14 protein-coding genes are annotated in these 15,890 nt (G+C 36.6%); 5 read left to right on the forward strand and 9 right to left on the reverse strand.

The genetic code is table 11. The features are described 5' to 3' along the window. The first annotated feature begins 193 nt into the window (after positions 1-193). Positions 194-3,325, forward strand: a complete 3,132-nt coding sequence (locus EL215_RS08730; RefSeq protein WP_126471559.1) for a UDP-N-acetylmuramoyl-tripeptide--D-alanyl-D-alanine ligase — start codon at positions 194-196, stop codon at positions 3,323-3,325. Between the two features lie 274 nt (positions 3,326-3,599). Here the strand turns inward: EL215_RS08730 and apbC are convergent, their stop codons facing one another. After that, positions 3,600-4,712, reverse strand: a complete 1,113-nt coding sequence (apbC, locus tag EL215_RS08735) for an iron-sulfur cluster carrier protein ApbC (RefSeq protein ID WP_126471561.1) — start codon at positions 4,710-4,712, stop codon at positions 3,600-3,602. A gap of 165 nt (positions 4,713-4,877) precedes the next feature. On the opposite strand from apbC, the gene metG reads away from it, so the two are divergent. Further along, positions 4,878-6,926, forward strand: coding sequence for a methionine--tRNA ligase (gene metG, locus EL215_RS08740; protein WP_126471563.1), 2,049 nt, complete (start codon positions 4,878-4,880; stop codon positions 6,924-6,926). A 104-nt stretch (positions 6,927-7,030) separates the two neighbouring features. Then, positions 7,031-7,900 (forward strand): SAM-dependent methyltransferase TehB, encoded by an 870-nt coding sequence (gene tehB / locus EL215_RS08745; RefSeq protein WP_126471566.1) that lies wholly within the window; start codon positions 7,031-7,033, stop codon positions 7,898-7,900. 62 nt (positions 7,901-7,962) lie between these two features. Here tehB and dapD read toward each other — a convergent pair whose 3' ends face one another. The 4 genes from dapD to EL215_RS08765 form a co-directional block, all read right to left on the reverse strand. After that, a complete protein-coding gene (dapD, locus tag EL215_RS08750) occupies positions 7,963-8,790 on the reverse strand; it encodes a 2,3,4,5-tetrahydropyridine-2,6-dicarboxylate N-succinyltransferase (protein WP_014065291.1) in 828 nt (275 codons plus the stop codon). A 144-nt stretch (positions 8,791-8,934) separates the two neighbouring features. Further along, the gene (locus EL215_RS08755) at positions 8,935-9,399 is read right to left on the reverse strand and encodes an outer membrane lipoprotein (protein ID WP_049355522.1); all 465 of its coding nucleotides are present in this window, start codon (positions 9,397-9,399) and stop codon (positions 8,935-8,937) included. A 22-nt stretch (positions 9,400-9,421) separates the two neighbouring features. Beyond that, positions 9,422-9,721, reverse strand: coding sequence for a hypothetical protein (locus EL215_RS08760; protein WP_049355523.1), 300 nt, complete (start codon positions 9,719-9,721; stop codon positions 9,422-9,424). 4 nt (positions 9,722-9,725) lie between these two features. Further along, complete coding sequence (locus EL215_RS08765; RefSeq protein ID WP_049355524.1) at positions 9,726-10,295, reverse strand: VOC family protein; 570 nt, start codon at positions 10,293-10,295, stop codon at positions 9,726-9,728. An 88-nt stretch (positions 10,296-10,383) separates the two neighbouring features. Here EL215_RS08765 and argS point away from each other — a divergent pair, with 88 nt between their 5' ends. Beyond that, a complete protein-coding gene (gene argS / locus EL215_RS08770; protein ID WP_049355525.1) occupies positions 10,384-12,117 on the forward strand; it encodes an arginine--tRNA ligase in 1,734 nt (577 codons plus the stop codon). Between the two features lie 374 nt (positions 12,118-12,491). Here argS and EL215_RS08775 read toward each other — a convergent pair whose 3' ends face one another. The 4 genes from EL215_RS08775 to rplM all read right to left on the reverse strand — a co-directional run bounded on the left by EL215_RS08775 (position 12,492) and on the right by rplM (position 14,642). After that, entirely contained in the window at positions 12,492-12,938 is a 447-nt protein-coding gene (locus EL215_RS08775) for a ClpXP protease specificity-enhancing factor (protein ID WP_126471568.1), read from the reverse strand. Then, on the reverse strand, positions 12,938-13,576 hold the full coding sequence (gene sspA, locus EL215_RS08780) for a stringent starvation protein SspA (RefSeq protein WP_126471570.1): 639 nt from the start codon (positions 13,574-13,576) through the stop codon (positions 12,938-12,940). Before sspA ends, EL215_RS08775 begins: the two co-directional genes overlap by 1 nt. Before the next feature lie 228 nt (positions 13,577-13,804). Continuing rightward, positions 13,805-14,197, reverse strand: a complete 393-nt coding sequence (gene rpsI / locus EL215_RS08785) for a 30S ribosomal protein S9 (protein WP_049355528.1) — start codon at positions 14,195-14,197, stop codon at positions 13,805-13,807. 16 nt (positions 14,198-14,213) lie between these two features. Next, on the reverse strand, positions 14,214-14,642 hold the full coding sequence (gene rplM, locus EL215_RS08790; RefSeq protein ID WP_049355529.1) for a 50S ribosomal protein L13: 429 nt from the start codon (positions 14,640-14,642) through the stop codon (positions 14,214-14,216). Between the two features lie 320 nt (positions 14,643-14,962). Here rplM and metF point away from each other — a divergent pair, with 320 nt between their 5' ends. Then, positions 14,963-15,850: a methylenetetrahydrofolate reductase gene (gene metF / locus EL215_RS08795; protein WP_126471572.1), complete on the forward strand. Its 888-nt coding sequence runs from the start codon at positions 14,963-14,965 to the stop codon at positions 15,848-15,850. Positions 15,851-15,890: the final 40 nt, after the last annotated feature.

Raw genomic sequence — 15,890 nt, forward strand, 5'->3', positions numbered from 1 at the left:
TATTAAGAAAAGCAGAGTTTTGTTTATCAAAACCCTGCTTTTTGCCAATTTTACATGCTTAAAATAAATATCTTATTTTAAAGTTAAAGCAATTTATTAAAATAAGCTTATAATAACTTCGATTGTCATTTCATCAACTGAAATAGACGTATTTTCATTACCATTATTAATCATTATTTATTGTGATAAAACTATGACTTTATTTTGCTCTGATATTTCAGTGTCATCTACACATGACTTGGCTAAGATCTCTCAAAAATTATGTGAGACACTGCAAAACATATCATCCTCTACTCATAATCATCAATTGTCCAATTATTGGCTATTATCCGCAACTGATGGTATAAGGCGCGCTAAAACAACAAGTTTTCAGGTATTATCTTTAGTTGAAACTGATATTACTTTTCATCTAGAAAAGCTAGCTCAAAAATTCAATGCACCATTAAAATGGTTACGTTTAGAGTGGGTAAGCTCTACACAAGAAACAACATGGGAAGCATTACAACAAGAATTAAGAAAATACAAACGTAATTATTTTCGTAAAGGTATTGCTTTTAAAGGAAAAAAATATCCATGGCTACTCTGCTCTGAAATGGAGCTCAATGCACATGCCTGCTTTTATAATGGAGCTGATGTTGGTGTTGCTGAAGTTAATAAAAAGAATTTACAAGCTTATTTAAAAGCTCGGCATGGTAGCAGTGAAATGCCTGAATTTTCAGATAACATGGAAATCCTAACTTTTTCAACGGATGGTATCTTTATGGATTTGTCCACAAAAGAAATACACCGCCTATCAATAACGCCTCGCCAACACGGTCGACGGGAACTACAACCGTTAGATAAAAATAATTTACAACCAATTATAAAAAATCTCACCACCTATTTGGGTAATCAAGTAAAGGAAAATGGCAGATTCGAATATGGTTATTTTCCTGTATTTGGACGAACTATAAACACATATAATACTTTACGTCATGCAAGCAGTACTTACGCACTAATTGAAGGTTATGAATTTTGTAGAACATATCAAACAGGAAATTTAACTAAGCTAAAACAGCAAATCGAGGCAACATTAGAATATTTTATTAAATCTTTTATTCGTTATTATCCAAATAACTTAGCTTATGTAATAGAAATTAATAATGAAATTAAGCTTGGTGCCAATGCCGTAGCCATTTTAGCATTAGTAAAATATATTCAAGTTTTCCCTGATAGCCCAAATAACAAGCATTATCTTACTCTAGCTGAAGCCTTAGCAGAAGGAATAGCATTTATGCAACAATCCGACGGTAGTTTCGTACATATTTTAAACGCCACCGATTTATCAATTATAGCTAAAAACAGGGTAATTTATTATGATGGTGAAGCTGCATTTGGTCTGATGCGTCTATATAATCTCACTCTAAATCATCGTTGGCTAGATATTGTAATGAATGCTTTCAATTATTTTATTTCAGCAGGACATCATAAGACACATGATCACTGGTTATCTTATTGTTCTAACGAGTTAATTCAACATTGTCCAGCCGAAAAATATTTCCGCTTTGCCGTAGATAATATAAAAGATTACACCCATTTTATTGAAAAACGTATTACGACATTTCCTACCTTGCTCGAATTAAGCATGGCATTTCATAAAATGCTACTTAAACTTGATGAATTTCCACAATTTTCTCATGTACTAGATGGATTTGATGTCGGTCAGTTTTATCATGCGTTACACACTCGAGCTAATTATCTACTTAATGGGATATTTTTCCCCGAAATAGCAATGTTCTACAAATTACCATCCTCGATCTTATGGGGCGCGTTTATTCGTCATCATGCTTTTCGTGTCCGCATAGACGATGTAGAGCATTATTTATCAGGCTTGGTGGCTTATCATCAACTACTGTCAGATAATAACTATCCAAAATTGGCACAAAAAACAGGTACTGATTTAGTCACTCCTCATTGTAGTTTGACTGCACAAGGTGTTGCAGCAGCTACGTCTGGCAAATGGATAATTCCACCTCCAAATGATTGGCTAGCGACAGGTGTTGCAATACATACATTGGGATTTAAACCAGGCAGCTTATTAGTCGCTCGCGGTAAAAATATGGATAAAGGTTTTTTAACATTACCTTCCGTTCGTTCCCTTATTAGTAAAGGCGCTTGCGGTATTATCACTGACGATTCAACTCACTACCTAGATTTTGGGATTCCCGTATTACAAGTTCAAAATGTTCGTCAGGCCACACTTGATTTAGGCGCTTGGGCTCGCAAACATTTTTCTGGACGTGTTATAGGAATTACTGGTAGTGCAGGTAAAACAACAACAGTAGCAATGATGGCTGCCGCATTAAAATCAAGCAAGCAAGTGGGCCATACAATTAAGAGTGCCAATCTCCCGATCGGTATAGCATGGAATATGGCTTCATTGCGTTCAGATCTTGATTATTGGGTGATGGAAATGGCTATCGGTCAAATGACATTAAATTCTCAAATTACTCGCCCTGATATTGCTTTGATCACCAACATTGCACCTGCTCATTTAGAGTATCATGATAATGTTGAAAATATTGCTCTAAAAAAAGCGCGTATTTTTGATGCTATGAAGCCTGGCAGTTATGCAATTATTTGTCGTGATATCGATCAATTTGACCTAATTGCTGAAAAAGCAGCACTGCGAGGTTTAAAGGTTATCAGTTACGGGGAGTCAAAAAATGCCGACATGCGTTTACTCTCATATGAGAAAGGTATTGCAACAATATCCATTAATAACGAAAAGCTCTCTCTAAAACTTAAAACTGCTGGTCGCCATATGGCACTCAATGCTGTAGCCGTATTAACCGTAGCTTACCTTGAAAAATTTTCCTTGAAAGAGATTGTAGCGGCATTAGAAGAATTTGAAGCGGTAGATGGTCGAGGTAATATATTTATGAGTGAAATTGAGGGACACAGAGTAACAGTATACAATGAAGCCTATAATGCTAATCCATTATCAATGAAAGCTGCTTTAGAGGCTTTTGCCGATAATATGATAAATTCTGATCTCAAAATTCTCGTAGTAGGTGATATGTTAGAACTTGGGTATAATAGCGAACATTTACACCGCTTAATAATAGAACGGATTGCCTTATTACCGATTAAACGTATCATTTTAGTTGGAAAAGAAATGTGTAAACATGCAAAATGGCTAGAGACACAAGATAAAATTGTTCTTACCGCAAAAGATAAAATTGTTGCTACTGAGCATTTAGCGAAGATCGCTCAAACTGGAGATCATGTCTTCTTAAAAGCCTCTAATGGTGTTGGTTTACATAGTTTATTCAAAAGAATTTGATTAATCTCCCACTAAATGCGCTTAACTAAACAATAACATTAAACGCTGTATCAATATTTGTTATAAAGTAGCATCAAAAAATGCGGAGTACAACTATTTAAGTTAGTACTCCGTTTGTAGGTATCTCTTAAAGAAGAAAAACTAAACGTTTAATCGCTATCCCCTTCTGCTCAACTTCTCATATAGACGTTCAACTATCGCTAATTCCTTCAAAAAGTGTTGTCAAAATTAACTTATTAGAAAAAAGGCTATATACATAGCCTAATTTTTCATTCTATTTCACTTCTCTAAATAAAATTTCGCTTGGGATGACAGAGCCTTGCCAGTAAAGCTCAGTTGATACTTTCTCCGCTAAATCTAAGAAAGATTTCGCAATTTCACTGTCTGGCGCTGCAACTACGGTTGGTTTACCCGCATCCAAATCTTGACGAACTTGGATATTCAACGGTAACTGACCCAATACTTTCACATTGTATTTTTGTGCCATTTTTTCTGCACCACCAGTACCGAAAATTGCTTCGTGGTGTCCACAGTTGCTACAAATATGCATAGACATATTTTCCACAATACCTAACACTGGTACAGACACTCGTTCAAACATCGATACGCCTTTCACTGCATCTAATAACGCAATATCTTGTGGTGTTGTCACCACTACTGCCCCCGTTACCGGGATTTGTTGTGAAAGCGTTAATTGAATATCACCTGTACCCGGTGGCATATCGATTACTAAGTAATCTAAGCTATCCCATAAGGTTTCATTTAAAAGCTGACTTAATGCACTACTTGCCATTGGACCACGCCAAATAGTCGCATTATCTTCATCCATTAAGAAACCGATCGAGTTTGCAGATAACCCATGTGCTTTAATCGGTGTGATATGTTGGTTATCTGGTGAAGTTGGGCGTTGATGTGGTGCACCTAACATATGCGGAACAGATGGACCGTAAATATCCGCATCTAAAATACCCACGCGAGAACCTTGAGCTTGTAAAGCAAGGGCAAGGTTAACCGAAACAGAAGATTTCCCAACCCCGCCTTTACCTGAAGTTACTGCGATGATGTTTTTCACGCCTTTTACAGCCGGTTGATTATTCGCACGTTTTAAAGTAGCGATTTGATAATTCACCACCCATTTGATTTCTTTGCTATCCGTTGCTTTTAATAATGCATCAGAAAGCTGTTGTTTCACTTGCTCCACGCCAGTGTTCCATGCAAAAGGCAGTTGTAATTCAATACGTAACACGTCACCGCCTTTTTCTACTTTCTTCAAAGTATTTAAGGCGATTAAGTCTTTTTGCAAACTTGGATGTTGGAATTGTTGAAAAACTTGCAGAACTTGAGATTGTTGTTCCGCCGTTAAATTTTCAGAAAAAGCGGTTGCCATAATATTCCTTTAATAAATAGTGGTAGGTAGTAGAGTAAATTTGTCGGGGATATTCTACCCTTTTTACACCTCAAATGTTAAGCTAAAAGTATAACTAAACTAGAAAAAATCGCACTAATCGGGTAACATACTCGCAATTTTTGCAAAAAGAATAAGAGAAAAATAATGACAACTCAACCTCGTAAAATTTTAGTCACTTGTGCATTACCTTATGCAAATGGCGCCATTCATTTAGGCCATATGTTAGAACATATTCAAGCTGATATTTGGGTGCGTTTCCAACGTATGCGTGGCAATAAAATTCATTTTGTTTGTGCTGATGATGCGCACGGCACACCAATTATGCTTAATGCTAATAAATTAGGCATTACACCAGAAGAACTAATCGCAAAAGCAAAAGCTGATCACGTACGTGATTTTGCAGGCTTTAATATCAGTTTCGATAACTATCACTCTACTCACAGTGAAGAAAACAAACAAATCACGGCCAATATTTACAATAAATTAAAAGCAAAAGGTTTCATTAAAACGAAAGTCATTTCTCAGTTATTCGATCCTGAAAAGAATATGTTCTTACCAGATCGTTTCGTCAAAGGGACTTGCCCAAAATGTAAAGCTGAAGATCAATACGGCGATAACTGTGAAGTTTGTGCCTCTACTTATAGCCCAATGGATTTAATTAATCCACGTTCTGCCGTGTCAGGTGCAACACCAATTGTTAAAGAGTCTGAACACTTCTTCTTTGACTTACCGGCTTTTGAAGGCATGTTAAAAGAATGGACTCGATCTGGTTCACTTCAACCGGAAATTGCAAACAAAATGCAAGAATGGTTTGAAAGTGGCTTACAACAATGGGATATTTCTCGTGATGCGCCTTATTTTGGTTTTGAAATCCCGGGTGCAAAAGATAAATTCTTCTATGTTTGGTTGGATGCCCCAATCGGCTACATGGCTTCTTTCAAAAATCTCTGCGATCGTGAAGGCATTGATTTTAATGAATTCTGGGGAGAAAACAGCGATGCTGAACTTTATCACTTTATCGGTAAAGATATCGTGTATTTCCACAGCCTGTTCTGGCCAGCAATGTTAGAAGGTAGCGAATACCGCAAACCAACTAATGTGTTTGCTCACGGTTATGTCACCGTAGATGGCGCCAAAATGTCAAAATCACGCGGTACATTTATCCAAGCCAGCACCTATTTAAATCACATTGATCCGGAATGTTTACGTTATTACTACGCAGCAAAATTAAACGATCGCATCGAAGATCTTGATTTCAATTTGGAAGATTTCGTTCAACGTGTCAATACGGATATTGTTAATAAATTAGTCAATTTAGCTTCTCGTAATGCTGGATTTATCGCTAAACGTTTTGAAGGCAGATTAGCAGATAAATTAGAAGACAAAGCACTTTTTACTGAATTTACGGCACAAGCTGAACAAATCGCTGCTTATTATGAAAGCCGCGAATACAACAAAGCGATTCGTGAAATTATGGCATTAACCGATAAAGCCAATAAATATATTGATGAAAAAGCACCTTGGGTAATTGCGAAAGAAGAAGGCAAAGATGCCGAATTACAAGCGGTTTGCTCAATGGGTATCGAGCTTTTCCGAGTATTGATGTCTTACTTAAAACCAGTTCTTCCAAAACTGGCTGAACGTGCAGAAGCATTCTTACAAACAGAACTAACTTGGGAAAATATTGCACAACCATTATTAGGTCATCAACTTACCCCATTTAAAGCCCTTTTCTCTCGTTTAGAGAAAAAACAAATTGATGCTGTTGTAGAAGAAACTAAAGCACTTTTCGCTGAAGCAAATAAAGCGACAGAAAAAACTGCGGCAAAAGCGACCGCTCTTTCAAATATCGAACCTATTGCTGACACTATTACCATTGATGATTTTGCTAAAATCGATATGCGTGTGGCAAAAGTGCTGAAATGCGAAGCGATACCAGAATCCAATAAACTCTTACGTTTTGAGTTAGACTTAGGTGATCACACTCGCCAAGTGTTCTCTGGCATTAAAGCGGCTTACAACAAACCTGAAGAATTAGAAGGTCGTTTTGTTATTGTGGTTGCAAATCTTGCACCGCGTAAAATGAAATTTGGTGTATCGGAAGGGATGATTCTTTCTGCTGGTACTGGCGGAAGTGATTTATTCTTACTTTCAGCTGATAGCGGTATCACTGCGGGTATGCAAGTAAAATAATTTAGTATTTAGGCGACTTCAGTCGCCTTTTTTATTGCCAAATAGAATCTAATACCCTACCATATTAATCAGTTATTTATCACGCAAATTAAAAGGAATTCATTATGACAAACAAACTTATCTGCTATAAACAAATGCCGGTTTGGACAAAAGATAAATTACCTAAAATGTTTCAAGAAAAACACAATACTAAAGTGGGAACTTGGGGCAAACTCACTGTGCTGAAAGGTAAACTTAAGTTTTATGAGCTAACTGAAAATGGCGATGTCATTGCTGAGCATATTTTCACGCCGGAAAGTGATATTCCATTTGTCGAGCCACAAGCCTGGCACCGAGTTGAAGCCCTTTCTGATGACTTAGAATGTACGCTTGGTTTCTATTGCAAAAAAGAAGACTACTTCAGCAAAAAATACAATATGACCGCAACGCATGGTGATGTGGTTGATGCGGCTAAAATTATTAAGCCTTGTAAAGTGTTAGATTTAGGCTGCGGACAAGGTCGTAACTCGCTTTATTTAAGTTTAAAAGGCTATAATGTAACCTCTTGGGATCACAACGAAAATAGCATTGCCTTCTTAAATGAAACCAAAGATAAAGAAAACTTGAATATTAAGACCGCTGTTTATGATATTAACACTGCCAATATTCAAGAAAGCTACGACTTTATTTTATCTACTGTGGTATTTATGTTCTTAAATCGTGAGCAAATTCCAGCCATTATTAAGAATATGCAAGAACACACCAACCCAGGCGGTTATAACTTAATTGTAGCAGCCATGTCCACGCCAGAAGTGCCTTGTCCACTTCCGTTCTCATTTACATTCTCTGAAGGTGAATTAAAAGAATACTACAAAGATTGGGAATTCTTAGAATACAACGAAAATATGGGCGAATTACATAAAACCGATGAAAATGGCAATCGCATAAAATTAAAATTTGCGACAATGTTAGCAAGAAAAAAAATAATTTGCTAATTTAGAAAAGAAAATGACCGCGCGTTGTCTATCAAGTGCGGTCATTTTTTATGTTATTTTAATTACTCTTCAATCGAACGTAATAATTCGTTGATACCTACTTTACCTAAAGTTTTTGCATCAACTTTTTTCACGATCACTGCACAGTATAAGCTGTATTTACCACATTTTGATGGAAGGCTACCAGAAACCACTACTGAGCCTGCAGGCACACGACCATAGAATACTTCGCCCGTTTCACGGTCGTAGATTTTTGTTGATTGACCGATAAATACACCCATAGAGATCACACAACCATCTTCCACAATCACACCTTCAACGACTTCAGAACGTGCACCGATGAAACAGTTATCACCGATAATGGTTGGGTTTGCTTGTAATGGCTCCAATACACCACCGATACCTACACCACCAGATAAGTGTACGTTCTTACCAATTTGTGCACATGAACCAACAGTTGCCCATGTATCGACCATGGTACCTTCACCTACGTATGCACCGATATTGACATAAGATGGCATTAATACACAGTTTTTAGAAATGTATGCGCCTTTACGTACTGTTGCAGAAGGTACGACACGGAAACCTTCTTGAGCAAAACGCTCTTCGGTATAGTCAGCAAACTTCAATGCCACTTTGTCATAGTATTTTGTTTCTGCTCCATCAATAATTTGATTATCATTGATACGGAAAGATAATAATACGGCTTTTTTCAACCATTGATGTGTCACCCATTCACCATCAATTTTTTCTGCAACACGGTATTTACCGCTATCTAATCCTTCGATCACTTCTTCGATTGCTGCACGAGTTTGTGCATCAACAGTTTTAGGTGTGATTTCTGCACGTTTTTCAAATGCTGCTTCAATAATTTGTTGTAAATTTGACATTTTGCTTCCTATTGTCGATATGAAATAACGGTTTATAGTTTTATCATATTTTTGACTTTCAAGCAAAACAACTACGTTTTCTTTTGATTTCAAATATAAAAAAAGCGAACCTAATGGCTCGCTTTTTTCTAGTTCTTGTTTACGTTAGTTTATAACAGAAACATTTAATGATGAACCACCAACGATTCTTACGCGACGACCCGCTTTAAAGTTAGGATCTGCTTTTTGAACGACTACAATTTCTTCGTTATTATCTTTTCTGATAACAAGTTCTGCGCCATTCACTTGACTCATTTTTTCTTCAGCCTTACTACCGAGCATTGCACCACCAATTGCACCAACCGCTGTTGCAATAGCTTGGCCTGTACCGCCACCAATTGTACTACCCGCAATACCACCTAGTGCGCCGCCACCAACAGTACCAATTACGCCAGGATTATCGGCTTGAATTTTAACTGGACGAACAGAAACAATCGTACCATAGCTAATTGAACGCGCTTCTTTCGCCTGCCCAGCTTCATATACATCACCACTAAAAATATCGGTATTAGCACAGCCAGTTAAACCAATAGACATCATAAGTGCTAACGCCACTGTTATTTTTTTCATAAAACTACCTTCTAAAATTTAATTAAATTGGATTTCTTGGAGACCACGTCGAAATATTTTTTACGCCTTGTCTATCTCCAGAGACTTTCGCACAGACTCCTGTTACTAGAGTTGAATCGTATTTTTGAACGATTACTTCCGTTTCGCCTTCTTGCTTGTATGAACAATCATTCTTTTGAAGGGTTAATTTTATATCATTCCCCTGAGCTTCAGTAAAAATAATTTGTCCTTTATACGTATACTCATCTTTTTTTAATTGAGATGAACATGCAAATAAACCTAAGCTAAATAAAACAATTAATGCTAAGGCAACTTTTTTCATTATATTAACCCTCAAGTATTTTCTTTATCGCATAAGGATGAACCTTTATGCAAACGTAATTTTCTGTTTTATCAACAAAACTTACTGCAATGGATGGATTAGGCAATTGCTCCCCTTCCACTTTAGGCTCACTCACTTTCATAGTTAATTGAGTTATTTCCTTCCATAAAAAAGTATTATAAATCCGATTAACCCAACTCTCCACAGATTCATTAAGTAAAAACGGCATTACAATCTCAATATGTTCCCAAGTTTCTTGGGGATATTGTTTATTTTTAGGGAAAGGTAATTCAATAACATCGACAGGTTGACCAATAAAATTAACTGGTTCATCTAATTCAATCAAATAGATAGGACGATGATTGACGATATTACTGCTTAAAATTTTACCGTACTTTAATAATTCTGTCAGCCAATTTTTTGCTTTTTCTTCACTATTTGCTCTTAAAGCTAAATGATCAATTTGGTAATCGGCTAAATTAATTTTCATTACAGCAGCTAATTGTTGAATTTTTTCCTTAAACGAAGGTAACTCTTGATAAAGTGCGCTCGATTTTTCCATTAAATTTGACATTTTCTCCTACTCTTACTTTGAGAAATCTATAAACAACGGTATCATAGCCGATTATTTTCATTATTCAATTTCAAGATTAGGAAAAACCGTGAATATTCAATCTATTTTATCCGATAAAATTAAACAAGCAATGATTGCAGCTGGTGCAGATGAACAATGTGATGCACTTATTCGTCAATCTGGTAAACCGCAATTTGGTGACTATCAAGCAAACGGCATCATGGCTGCTGCTAAAAAACTAGGTTTAAACCCACGTGAATTTGCACAAAAAGTACTTGAGCATTCTAATCTTTCTGATGTTGCCGAAAAAACTGAAATTGCCGGCCCAGGCTTTATCAATATTTTCTTAAATCCAACTTGGTTAGCGAATAATGTTTCTGCCGCATTAAAAGATCAAAATCTTGGTGTAAGTGTAAATGAAAAACAAACCATTGTGATTGATTATTCTTCACCAAATGTTGCGAAAGAAATGCACGTAGGTCACTTACGTTCTACCATTATCGGGGATGCCGTTGTTCGTACCCTTGAATTTTTAGGTCATAACGTTATTCGTGCGAACCACGTAGGCGACTGGGGTACCCAATTTGGTATGCTCATTGCTTATCTTGAAAAAATGGAAAATGAACATGCGAGCGAAATGGAACTTCAAGATCTTGAAGCGTTCTATCGCGAAGCGAAAAAACACTATGATGAAGATGAAGCTTTCGCTGAAAAAGCGCGTAACTATGTAGTGAAATTGCAAAGTGGAGATGAATATTGCCGCACGATGTGGAAAAAATTAGTTGATATCACCATGCAACAAAACCAACGCAACTATGATCGCTTAAATGTCACGTTAACCGAAAAAGATGTAATGGGTGAAAGCCTTTACAACCCGATGTTACCTGCTATCGTTGAAGATCTGAAAAAACAAGGTTTAGCCGTTGAAGATGAAGGTGCGTTAGTGGTTTATCTTGATGAATTCAAGAATAAAGAAGGCGAAGCAATGGGCGTTATCGTTCAAAAGAAAGATGGTGGTTTCCTTTATACCACTACTGACATTGCTGCTGCTAAATATCGTTATGAAACCTTAAAAGCGGATCGAGCATTAGTGTTCTCAGATACTCGTCAAAGCCAACACATGCAACAAGCTTGGTTAATTACGCGTAAAGCAGGTTATGTGCCAGACAGCTTCTCACTTGAACATAAAAACTTTGGCATGATGTTAGGTAAAGATGGTAAACCATTCAAAACTCGTACTGGCGGTACCGTAAAATTAGCGGATTTATTAGATGAAGCGATTGAACGTGCAACTGTATTAATCAACGAGAAAAATACCAATTTATCTGACGATGAAAAAACAGCGGTTATTGAAGCGGTTGGTATTGGCTCGGTGAAATATGCAGATCTTTCTAAAAACCGCACGACTGACTATGTATTCGATTGGGACAATATGCTTAGCTTTGAAGGTAATACTGCGCCTTATATGCAATATGCTTACACGCGTATTCGTTCTATCTTCAATAAAGCAGATGTGAATCCAACCGCACTTGCCGAAGCTAAGATTCAGCTTTCTGATGAAAAAGAACGTGCATTAGCGATCAAATTGCTTCAATTTGAAGAAGCTGTTCAAACTGTGGGCAAAGAAGGTACACCTCATGTGCTCTGTGCTTATTTATATGAGTTGGCAGGAGTGTTCTCCTCATTCTATGAGCACTGCCCAATCTTAAATGCTGAAGACGAAAGCGTAAAATTAAGCCGTTTAAAACTTGCTTCTCTTACAGAGAAGACCTTAAAACAAGGTTTAGAGTTATTAGGCATTAAGACAATTGAAAAAATGTAAAAAAGTCGATACAAAAAGCTAGCTGCACCCGAAAAAGTTGAACTAAATAAATCAACAAATGAGGTACAGCCCTTATTATAAAGAAACTCTATAACAGAATTTTAATTATGGTCATCTGTCCATTCACAGTTTGTTATTTATATGTAAATAATAAGGATATCGAGTATATGATGAAGTGATTTAATTTTTAAGTAGAGTTAAAAATAATATATTGTTATGAATAGCTAATAGAAACATAATTGATAGAGTTGAGAGTTGTTTAACTCATTATCATCATCAATATATTCAACTAAAATTAAAGGAACTGACTTTGATATCATATCATCATCAGTTCCTAATAAAGATCACTCATTTAGAGCTACTCTTTTTCTTTATCAATCAACAATTCGTAAATGAGATGCTGATTTTTGTATTTTATTTTTAAGTCTAGGCTTATCTACAGCTTCAGAAAAGCTTAAGGGCTGTTCAGATATTGGCTCTCGGTTTAATTCATCGTAAATTTCTTCTGCCTCAAACATTACACCATCACCATTTTCACGAGCGTAAATAGCTAAAGCCGCTCCCATCGGAATATATAACTCACGAGAAATACCTTTAAAACGTGCATTAAACTGAATAAAATCATTCGTTAATTGTAAATTTCCTGTCGCTCCAGCTGAAAGATTTAAGACAATTTGTCCATCTTTTACATATTCTACAGGCACATTAGTACCATAATAATTGGCATCTACAACTAAATATGGTGTGAAATCGTTATCCACTAACCAATCATAATAGGCTCTTAGCAAATAAGGTCGTTTTGGAGAAGATAAATTGGCCATTATTTGTCATCCATTAAATTTTTAGGCGCAGCTTCACCCACTGATTGTAAGAATGAGTCATGGCTAAACACACGATCCATATAACCTTTGATTGCTTTGCTTCCTGTACCAGTAAACTCAACACCCATATTACGTAATTTCCAGAGTAATGGTGCAATATAACAGTCTACTAAACCAAACTCTTCACTCATAAAATAAGGCGTTTGTTGAAAAATTGTAGATACCGCTAACAATTCTTCTTTTAGCTGTTTTAACGCTTCTTCACGCTCAACTCCAGTACCTTTTTCAGCAATTTCTAATGTCGGATACCAATCTTGTTCAATACGTAACATCAATAGGCGACTCTTAGCTCGAGCTACTGGGTAAACTGGCATTAGTGGCGGATGTGGAAAACGCTCATCAAGATATTCCATAATAATACGTGAGCTGAATAATATTAAATCACGATCTACTAAAGTCGGTAGTGTGCCGTAAGGATTTAATTCCATTAAATCTTCTGATAATGCTTGCAAATCCACTTCCTCGTTTTCGTAAGCAACTCCTTTTTCAGCTAAGACAATCTTAACCTGATGACAGTAAATGTCATTTTTATTTGAAAAAAGAGTCATTACTGAACGTTTATTCGATGCATTGGACATTTATTCCTCCGAAGATCCAAAATAATCTATATACTTCTACTTAAAATTGGCGACTATTTTAACATAAATGATAGACAAATCGCCAATAATTTCTTATTTTCACTTTAAAATCAAACGGTTAGATAGCAAAATGAAAAATCAAAGAACGGTGATTTTTATTTAACTTACTTTTTACAAGCATAAAAAAAGCAGAGATTGCTCTCTGCTTTCTTGAAACGATAATAAAAATTAACGTTTGGAGTATTGTGGACGACGACGTGCTTTGTGTAAACCCACTTTTTTACGCTCAACGCGACGTGCGTCACGAGTAACGAAGCCAGCTGCACGAAGAGCAGGACGTAAAGTCTCATCATATTCCATTAATGCACGAGTGATACCGTGACGGATTGCACCCGCTTGACCAGAAATACCACCACCTTTAACAGTGATGTATAGGTCTAATTTATCAGTTAATTCCACTAATTCTAACGGTTGACGTACGATCATACGAGCTGTTTCGCGACCGAAATATACGTCTAATCCACGTTGGTTAATAGTGATTTTACCACTGCCCGGTTTGATAAATACACGAGCTGAAGAGCTTTTGCGGCGACCTGTGCCGTAGTTTTGATTCTCTGCCATTTCCTAAACCTCGTGATTAAATGTCTAATACTTGTGGTTGTTGTGCTGCGTGTTGGTGTTCTGCACCCGCATACACTTTTAATTTACGGAACATTGCACGGCCTAATGGACCTTTTGGCAACATACCTTTAACCGCAATTTCAATCACCGCTTCAGGACGGCGAGCGATCATTTCTTTGAAAGTCGCTTGTTTGATACCACCTACATAGCCAGTGTGCCAGTAGTAAAGTTTATCTGTTTCTTTACGACCAGTTACTGCCACTTTATCTGCGTTGATAACAACGATGTAATCGCCAGTATCTACGTGTGGAGTGTACTCAGCCTTGTGTTTACCACGAAGACGACGCGCTAATTCAGTAGCTAAACGACCTAAAGTTTTACCTGTCGCATCTACCACATACCAGTCACGTTTTACTGTTTCTGGTTTTGCTACAAAAGTTTTCATTAATTAATTACCAAAATATAAGTTTGATACCCAGTGTTCCATATTGATTGAAACACAACCATTAATCTTAATCTCCACCCCTTCGAGTGTGATCTCGATAAAATAATACACAGTGGGAATCTGTGCATTTACAGGGTCGGCATATTATACCTATTTTCAATAAAAATGCTAACTTTTTGTTCAAAAAACTCATTTTATTTATAGAACACAAAAATAAACATTAATTAATTTCATGATTTTTATGAAACAATTGAAATTGACGCATGTTTATTCTTATCTTATGATAAACGCATTCTAATAAAAATATGAGAAAGCATGCTATGAGCTACGCAAAAGAAATTGACACATTAAACCAACATCTTGCCGACATTAACAAAAAAATCAATGTATCCTTCGAGTTCTTTCCTGCTAAAAATGAAAAAATGGAAAGTATGCTTTGGGATTCTATTCATCGCTTAAAAGAATTAAATCCTAAATTTGTTTCCGTAACCTATGGCGCAAACTCTGGTGAACGTGATCGTACACATAGCATAGTAAAAGCCATTAAAGCAGAAACAGGTTTAGAAGCCGCTCCTCATTTAACGGGTATTGATGCGACACCTGAAGAATTAAAAGAAATTGCAAAAGATTATTGGGATAGCGGTATTCGTCGCATCGTCGCATTGCGTGGTGATGAACCAAAAGGTTATGAAAAGAAACCATTCTATGCAGCTGACCTAGTTGAACTACTCCGCTCCGTAGCTGATTTTGATATCTCGGTTGCCGCATATCCAGAAGTTCACCCTGAAGCAAAATCAGCGCAAGCAGATTTAATCAATTTAAAACGTAAAATTGATGCCGGTGCCAATCATGTCATTACTCAATTTTTCTTTGATATTGACAATTACCTTCGCTTCCGTGATCGCTGCGCGTCTATTGGCATTGATGCTGAAATTGTACCGGGCATTCTCCCTGTAACCAACTTTAAACAACTTCAAAAAATGGCATCGTTTACGAATGTAAAAATTCCAGCATGGTTGACTAAGGCTTATGAAGGATTAGATGACGATCCAACGACTCGTAATCTTGTTGCAGCAAGCATCGCAATGGAGATGGTAAAAATTCTTTCTCGTGAAGGTATAAACGATTTCCACTTTTATACATTAAACCGTAGTGAACTGACTTATGCGATTTGCCATACATTAGGCATTCGCCCTAAGTCTAATTAAATATTTGGCTAAACTACATTCAAGCTATAGATAGAATTCT

The sequence above is a fragment of the Haemophilus parainfluenzae genome (genome assembly GCF_900638025.1).
Classification (GTDB): domain Bacteria; phylum Pseudomonadota; class Gammaproteobacteria; order Enterobacterales; family Pasteurellaceae; genus Haemophilus_D; species Haemophilus_D parainfluenzae_J.